Source organism: Nostoc sp. PCC 9305, from assembly GCF_963920915.1.
Classification (GTDB): Bacteria; Cyanobacteriota; Cyanobacteriia; order Cyanobacteriales; family Nostocaceae; genus Nostoc.
Map to the genome: position 1 here is coordinate 22,531 of NZ_CAWUDN010000101.1, position 7,155 is coordinate 29,685.

Sequence of the window (7,155 nt, forward strand, 5' to 3'; positions counted from 1 at the left end):
GATAATTAATTTAAAACTTGACCTATTTTTTTTAATATATTCAAAACTTTATATAATTCATTTTCACGTCTATATAAAGTGAATCTATCAGACAAAGCATACATGAGTTTATCTTGTTTTATCAACTTGATAAATTGGAAATCTTCTCCATTCATTACCAAGGAATATGTAGGACGATCAGGCTGAGGATTTGCCAGCATATAAGTTAGTGCTTGAGGAATCGCCTTGGCCAAGGAAAAACTAGACCTTTTAGATTCAATTATCAGTAACCATAGCCGATCTTGCAGAACTAGGACATCAATTTTTCCTTTAATAATTTCTTTAGTATCTTCGGTAGTTACTTCATTATCAATGATAAAACTTTCACTAATTTCTACACTTTCTTCAGTAGCAATATAAAAAGGAGGACGATAAAAACCAGCTAAATCTAGCAACGGAGATAATACTACCAATTTTACTGCTTCTTCTAAAAGAGGAGCATTTTCCAAAACGTTAAGATAGTTATTTTTAACTCTGTCTAAATATTGCTTTTCTAACTCGGAATTTTCAGGGATAGAGTCAAACCACTCTGTAAAAAATTGCTCATCTTCAGATTTATAGAGAGCAAATTTTTTCTTTAAGTAGGCAAGAGTAACATTTTGGGCTTGGATGACTTGAATCATGTTTATTCCTGACTTTAATTATCACCCTAGCAGTTTCTAGCATCCAGCCGCCTTACGTGGCTGCTAATTCCCGTAATTTAGTTAAAACTGCTTGAGCGTGACCTTTGGTTTTTACGTTGGGCCAAGTATAGACAATAATTCTATCAGGTGAAATTAGAAAGGTTGACCGAGCAACACCCATATATTCTTTACCCATAAATTTTTTTAAGCGCCAAGCGCCGTAGGCTTCAATTAAAAGATGTTCTGGGTCACTTAAAAGGGCGATCGCCAAGTTATGTTTGCTGATAAATTTACAATGGGATTTACCCAAATCTGGACTTACGCCTAAGATTTTCGCTCCTAGTGCGCTGAAGTCTTGATACAACTCGGTAAAATCTTTCGCTTCGGTGGTACAACCCGGTGTATCATCTTTGGGGTAGAAGTAGAGGACAACCCACTGACTGCTGAAGTCGTCGAGAGTGACTGCATTGCCATTTTGGTCAAGTGTGGAGAAATCTGGCGCTGGTTGTCCGACTTGGGGAATGTTGCTCATGATGATGTGTGAGAGATTGTGTAGGCGTAGCCCGTCGTAGATATCGCTTTAGAATTGTACATATATTGAGCGATGCCTACGCACGTAACCATTCATATTTGCTGATAATGCCTAAAGATATGCAACGCCAATTTACCAACCGCGATGAGTTGGTAGCCTACCTGCGCGAACAATTCCCAGGTGCAGCAGAACGCGATAACCACATCAGCGAAACTTTAGGGGGACGCAAAGCGGCACAAACAGCGCTGCAAAAAATCGACCCTCTTCGCTACGCCCAAACACGTAATTTCTTCACAGGCGCAGTCACGCGTCTTTCGCCTTACATCCGCTCTGGCGTTTTGAGTTTGCGAGAAATTCGAGATTATGTCCTCAACCAAGTACAGCACCAAGATGATGCTACGAAACTAATTAACGAGTTAGGCTGGCGCGACTATTGGCAAAGGTTGTATATGAAGTTGGGGGATGAAATCTGGAAAGACCAGGAAGAGTACAAAACTGGTTATACTGTGGCCGAATATACACCCGAATTGCCGCAAGATATCAGAGAAGGAACTACAGGCAGAGTTTGCATTGACAGCTTTAGTGGTGATTTGAGAGAAACTGGTTATTTACATAACCACGCGCGAATGTGGCTAGCAGCTTATGTTGTCCATTGGCGGCGTATTCGTTGGCAAGCAGGAGCTAAGTGGTTTCTCGAACACCTTTTAGATGGAGATCCTGCTAGTAATAATATGTCATGGCAGTGGGTTGCTAGCACTTTTAGTCATAAACCGTATTTTTTCAACCGTGAGAACTTAGAACGCTACACCAAAGGCGTTTATTGCCAGAAATGTCCCCTTTACGGTCATTGTGATTTTGAAGGCAGTTATGAAGAATTAGAACAGCGACTTTTTCCCAAAGGGGAATTTAGCAAACAAGCCAATAGCCAAAGTTGGCAACGGGGAAAGAAAGGTAAAAAATGAATAAACCAATTGTTTGGGTACATGGAGATTGCCTCAGTCCAAATAATCCCACATTGCAAAAATACCCCGATGCCCCAGCTATCTGGGTTTGGGATGAGGCTTTGATAGAGGAATGGCAATTGAGTCTTAAACGTCTGACTTTTATCTACGAATGTTTGCTAGAGTTACCTGTTGTTATCCGCCGTGGCAATGTGGTACAAGAAATTTTAGCTTTTGCTCAAGAACATGATGCCAATTTAGTTGTCACAGCCAATAGTCCTAGTCCCCGGTTTGATGATATCTGTAATCAAATGGAGCCTTCTCTAGCAGTGGAAGTGTTAGAGGTAGAAGCATTTTTTGACTATGACGGCTATGTTGACTTGAAACGGTTCTCGCGTTATTGGAAAGTGGCTCAAAATTATGTTTATCAAAAGCCTTCACCCTAAATTCCTCTTATAAATCGGGCTACGGTGTACACACAAGTCCTAAAAACCTTGTTTGATAGGACTTTTCCTCGTTCCCAGTCTCAGACTGGGAACGAGATAAACGAGAGAACAATGGAAAATCAAGCTTTTTTCTACTTGTGTGTACACCGTAGCCCTTGGCAAGGGCAGGGCTGTTTCATTCCCTAAAAGGCGCTGATTTACAAGCGTTTCAAGCAAAAAAACCAGGTGACTAAAAAATCTGATTGGGCAAGAAAATGGTGAACGCACTTAAATTTGCTGGTTGAGGTGGTAATTTTTCTTTATCCCACTCAAGCAAATTTCTGACTCATACTCTTGACAAAATCCCTAAGAGATCGAATGAAACAGCCCTGCTTGGCAAGGGGGAGTTAGGGGTCAGAAAGACTTATGTAATCTATTGAGGTTTGTAAATAATTTGTATCTCTGCAAGGAATATTCCTTTAGACTGAGTTTCAACTGAAAAAATGTGGGAATAAACACAAATGCATTCGTTAAATATATTTTGTCACGAATCTGTAGTTGCTGTTTCCTTTGTCGCTTGCATTATTGGACTGTTGTTACTGTGGAATAGTAAGCAGCAAACAAATGAGATGGAAGAAACAGAGCGCATTCTGTTTAGAATGAGCTTTAGTTACTGGCTAGTTTACTGTGTAGCTTTTGGCATCGAAAAAATAGTTTTACCTGGCTGGGAATCTGTAGTCATGACTTTGAAAATAACTACGGCTCTGTCATATTTCTTAACTTTTTCTTGTATTGTTAGTCTGCCGCTACACAAATTTGCAGTACATCGGGTTGAGGAATAGTGATTGGGGATTGGGTATGGAGTATGCGATTAACATCTCATAGCGATCGCTAATGCAGCTTCTAGTTGATCTTGGGATAAAGTCGTTAAAATAAAGACCTCTTGTACCGTTTTCCCCTGCCGTGCAATGACTTTATAGCCGCCGCGAATAGGTACTGAGACGCGTAGTTGCATTTTTGGACAGTGACCCTTCGATCGCCCAATCACTCCCGGCGTCACAGTTTGGATGCCATCTTGCTGACAAAGACGTTCTAAAATGGGTATAAGACCAGAAAGGTGTGTTGAGTGATTCCAAACCAGTCTGGCAGCTTTTTGTGTTCGCGTAGCGTCTCGTAGAGAAGCCGTGCGGAGGGGATCTACGGAGGGTTTGCCCATAATAATTTAAGGTTAAGCTGCTTCTAGAGGTGCCATTGTCAAACCTGCTCGGCGCAGCTGCTGGTGATAGAGTTCCGCAGGTTCTTGGGGCCCGACCCAGACGATCGCTTGACCTTCATAGTGTACCTGATTAGTCAGATCCCAGGCGCGATCGCCACTCATTCCTGGAATATATTTCATCAAACATTCAGACACGTGTTGGAATGTATTAAAATCATCGTTTAATACAATCACTTTGTAATTCGGATAAGTCTTACGGATAACTTGATTAGACCGTTCAGGAGCTATAGTTGGTGCCGTGGACATCCCGTAAACATCTGCTGAAAGTGTCATAACCATAAAACAATTGGTCAAGATAATTTTACAAAACTACACTACAAGTAATTAGTTTAGTTCATTGTCTGGAGATTGGGGACTGGGAAGTTAGGAGTTAGGAGTTAGGAGTTATATCAAGTTTGGTTAAACACTTGTAATATTTGTAGGTTGGGTTAAAGAACGAAACTCAACATTTAATCTCTGTTCATTTTTAGTTTCACTGCCATTCAACCCAACCTACATTGATAGATTTTATTACAAATAATCACCCAAACTTGATATTAGGAGTTAGGTATTTTGTATTACGAAGAATTTAATGCCCAATCCCTAATGCCCAATGCCCTATTTCCAATTATCCCAGTTTTCGTTAAAAATAGATGTATCTGGGAAGGCGGTAGGGTTGCCATTTTTTTGCAAAAGCCGTTTGAGTGCTTCTAGTTGTGGCTCTTGTTTAGGTAAATCATCAACTAGTTGGTAAGGTGCGATCGCATTTTTAAGTGCAAAACTAGCAATAGTTCCCGCAGCTGCGCCAGCCGACCATTCAAAGGAGTGTACGCGATAGGCAGCAGCGGCAATATGACTAGTCGCAATACTTTTGCCACCTACGAGCAAATTATCAATTTTCTGGGGAATCATCGCTCTCAAAGCAATTTGGAAGGGATAAGCTTGACCCGCACCGCGTCTTTCGCCTGGACGTTCTGTGTTACCAGGTGCTTCTGGGGGACTATTCACCATGCAAGGATGGAAATCTATAGCGTAGTGACCAATACCCACAGCATCGGGGAAGATGGTAGAACGAGTTCGTCGCATTGCTTTGTCTGGTGGAACTTTACCATCAATTACTGATATTGCTTCTAAACCTGCAACTGCTGCTCGTAGGCGACGATACATATCTGCTGGCAGAGTCTTGGAGTAATACTCGTCATTATAATTTCGGCGGGAAATATCAATTTCCCCAATACTAAAACCTTCAGATTGTCCCCAACTGGGGCGGCCAATAATCCGCCGTCCTTCTCGCATATAAGGGTATTTCGATAAACCATGTATTGTCCCCATTGGTGAATTTAAACCGGAAACAAAGCGGTTATTAGTTTGCGGCTTCTTGACACCATCCCCTAGTTGAGAATCCGTAGTGCCAGCTACCAACCAGTAATAGAAAGATAAGGCATTTTCCTCAGCGCTGCGGAGGGTTTCTGTCCGCAGTCCTCCCATCCAACCCCCTGGCTCTAATTGCCCAGTCGCTTGTAACTGTTGACGAGTGTAAATTAGGTTATCCTGGGCTGTTCCGGGGCGGTAGTCGTTACCCCAAGTCCAGTTTTGCATTGAGATATCCCCTGGTGCAGCCGCAGTAAAACTTACACCGCCAAATTTTGCTGGTTTTCCTTTGTTTGGACTCCAAATGCGACGATAGCTAAAAACTAAATCAAAGTTAGCTAGTCGTGTTAATTCATAGCTGAAATATGGCGCATATTGTGGATAAAATGCAGGCATTGTCTGCGGTTGCGGTTCCTTAGTGGCCTCCATTGCAAAGGTGTAGGTAAAGCCTTGGGGGCAATAGGGGTCATTATTGGCACTGGAAGCAGAAGGTTCTAGGTAAGAACGGGCATCAATACCTAATCGGTAAGGGACATCAGCAAGGGCGATAATTTCTCCGGTTTCGCTAGCGTCTACGACATACCATTTAGGAGCATCCTCTTTCGCTGCCTTGGGGACGAAACGGACAATCGTTTTGGTAAATCGAGACGAGTTTTCGTAGCGATAGGCATCTTCAATGCTTTGAGATAACGTAAAAGTATTGAGAGGTGGTGCGCCTTTTGGTGGTTGATGTTGAATTGCGATCGCACTATTAATTATTTTGCCATCAGCAGCGATTTCCAAATCCTTAATTACCGTGTTGGGAAACCATTGCAACTTTCCTTTGCCCTGCTTTTCGGCATCTTTAAGCATCTGGGTCAAAATTGTGTGAGCATCGTGGGGAAGAAAACACGATTCACTTACCCAGCAATCGCCGGGGTTAAGCTTACCGTATTTCCGCCCAATGCGGTTTCGCAATTCCAGATAGCCGCGAGAATAGAATTTCAGAGATCGTTGAGTTGGGCGTTCATCTAACGCAGATGTCCCTTGAGCAGAAATTTGTCCTCCCAACCAGTCAGTAATTTCTGTCAGACAAACTGTTCGTCCTGCTAGCAAGCCCTCGTAAGCTGTAGCTACACCAGAAAGTCCACCACCCACAACTAAAATTTCGCAATTTACATTTTTGTCTGGGGTTCTCGGTGGCGCAGCGATGGCCTCATCGAATGCGACTAAGCTAGAGATTAAATTAAGACCGATCAGCGATGTTAAGCTAAAAGCTACTTTGTGTCTATGCTTCATAGTTAAAAAAACCGCTCCAAATCCTGTGTCACCTTGTAGACGTTAGCATTTAAGAAATGTCTAGCTCAAGAAATTTCTCCAGAGCAAGAAACGCGATGAATCGCCGTCTTTACAATACGCGATGAATCGTGTCTTTGTGATGATTTATCACATTTTTGCGATCTATAATTTTCTTCAAAAAACCTTAATTGAATCGTATTGCGATCGCTTCCCCTAACAGGGATGAAAACGAAAGTTGGCATAATAAAATCCCCCCTTCCTACACTCCCTAAAAAGGGAGAATCGGGTTATATCATGTCCGCATAATTAGTTATGCTAACCACAGTCATTGCACCCCACACGCCAGTCGCTCATGGGGGAAACCCCCAAGACCGCGCTGGCTCCCCTTAATCCCCTCCCCGCTTGCGGCTACGGTGTACACACATCTTTATACACAATGCAAAACATAGTAAGATCCCCCTAAATCCCCCTTAAAAAGGGGGACTTTGAAAATTTTTTGCCCCCCTTTTTAAGGGGGGTTGGGGGGATCAAAAGCCTGTAGCGCAACTCTAGAATACTTGTGTGTACACGGTAGCCCGCTTGCGGGGAGGGGAGACAAAGCTACGCTTTGGCGGGGGTGGGGTTCTTCCGGTTTAATAACTGGAGTTTAGACTAAGCCATACAAAATGACCCAGCAGGGCTGAGTTAATCA

9 protein-coding genes are annotated in these 7,155 nt (G+C 42.7%); 3 read left to right on the forward strand and 6 right to left on the reverse strand.

Translation table 11 applies throughout. The annotated features are described in order from the left end of the window. Positions 1-5 precede the first annotated feature (5 nt). Together ACM0OX_RS28230 and bcp are read right to left on the reverse strand one after the other, a co-directional pair. Positions 6-662: a type I restriction endonuclease gene (locus tag ACM0OX_RS28230; RefSeq protein WP_414518293.1), complete on the reverse strand. Its 657-nt coding sequence runs from the start codon at positions 660-662 to the stop codon at positions 6-8. A 52-nt stretch (positions 663-714) separates the two neighbouring features. After that, the gene (gene bcp, locus ACM0OX_RS28235; protein WP_414518294.1) at positions 715-1,194 is read right to left on the reverse strand and encodes a thioredoxin-dependent thiol peroxidase; all 480 of its coding nucleotides are present in this window, start codon (positions 1,192-1,194) and stop codon (positions 715-717) included. Between the two features lie 107 nt (positions 1,195-1,301). On the opposite strand from bcp, the gene ACM0OX_RS28240 reads away from it, so the two are divergent. The 3 genes from ACM0OX_RS28240 (at position 1,302) to ACM0OX_RS28250 (ending at position 3,402) form a co-directional block, all read left to right on the forward strand. Next, on the forward strand, positions 1,302-2,156 hold the full coding sequence (locus tag ACM0OX_RS28240; protein ID WP_414518295.1) for an FAD-binding domain-containing protein: 855 nt from the start codon (positions 1,302-1,304) through the stop codon (positions 2,154-2,156). After that, the gene (locus tag ACM0OX_RS28245; RefSeq protein WP_414518296.1) at positions 2,153-2,581 is read left to right on the forward strand and encodes a hypothetical protein; all 429 of its coding nucleotides are present in this window, start codon (positions 2,153-2,155) and stop codon (positions 2,579-2,581) included. Before ACM0OX_RS28240 ends, ACM0OX_RS28245 begins: the two co-directional genes overlap by 4 nt. A 500-nt stretch (positions 2,582-3,081) precedes the next feature. After that, positions 3,082-3,402 carry a hypothetical protein gene (locus ACM0OX_RS28250; protein WP_094348335.1) on the forward strand — a complete coding sequence of 107 codons (321 nt, stop codon included), beginning with the start codon at positions 3,082-3,084 and terminating at the stop codon, positions 3,400-3,402. 29 nt (positions 3,403-3,431) lie between these two features. Here ACM0OX_RS28250 and ACM0OX_RS28255 read toward each other — a convergent pair whose 3' ends face one another. The 4 genes from ACM0OX_RS28255 to ACM0OX_RS28270 all read right to left on the reverse strand — a co-directional run bounded on the left by ACM0OX_RS28255 (position 3,432) and on the right by ACM0OX_RS28270 (position 6,706). Continuing rightward, positions 3,432-3,776, reverse strand: coding sequence for a DUF2103 domain-containing protein (locus tag ACM0OX_RS28255; protein WP_322667710.1), 345 nt, complete (start codon positions 3,774-3,776; stop codon positions 3,432-3,434). A 12-nt stretch (positions 3,777-3,788) separates the two neighbouring features. Continuing rightward, a complete protein-coding gene (gene clpS / locus ACM0OX_RS28260; protein WP_094348337.1) occupies positions 3,789-4,115 on the reverse strand; it encodes an ATP-dependent Clp protease adapter ClpS in 327 nt (108 codons plus the stop codon). Between the two features lie 318 nt (positions 4,116-4,433). Then, a complete protein-coding gene (locus ACM0OX_RS28265; RefSeq protein ID WP_414518297.1) occupies positions 4,434-6,464 on the reverse strand; it encodes an FAD-dependent oxidoreductase in 2,031 nt (676 codons plus the stop codon). A gap of 65 nt (positions 6,465-6,529) precedes the next feature. Continuing rightward, positions 6,530-6,706: a hypothetical protein gene (locus ACM0OX_RS28270; RefSeq protein WP_414518298.1), complete on the reverse strand. Its 177-nt coding sequence runs from the start codon at positions 6,704-6,706 to the stop codon at positions 6,530-6,532. Between the last annotated feature and the right edge of the window lie 449 nt (positions 6,707-7,155).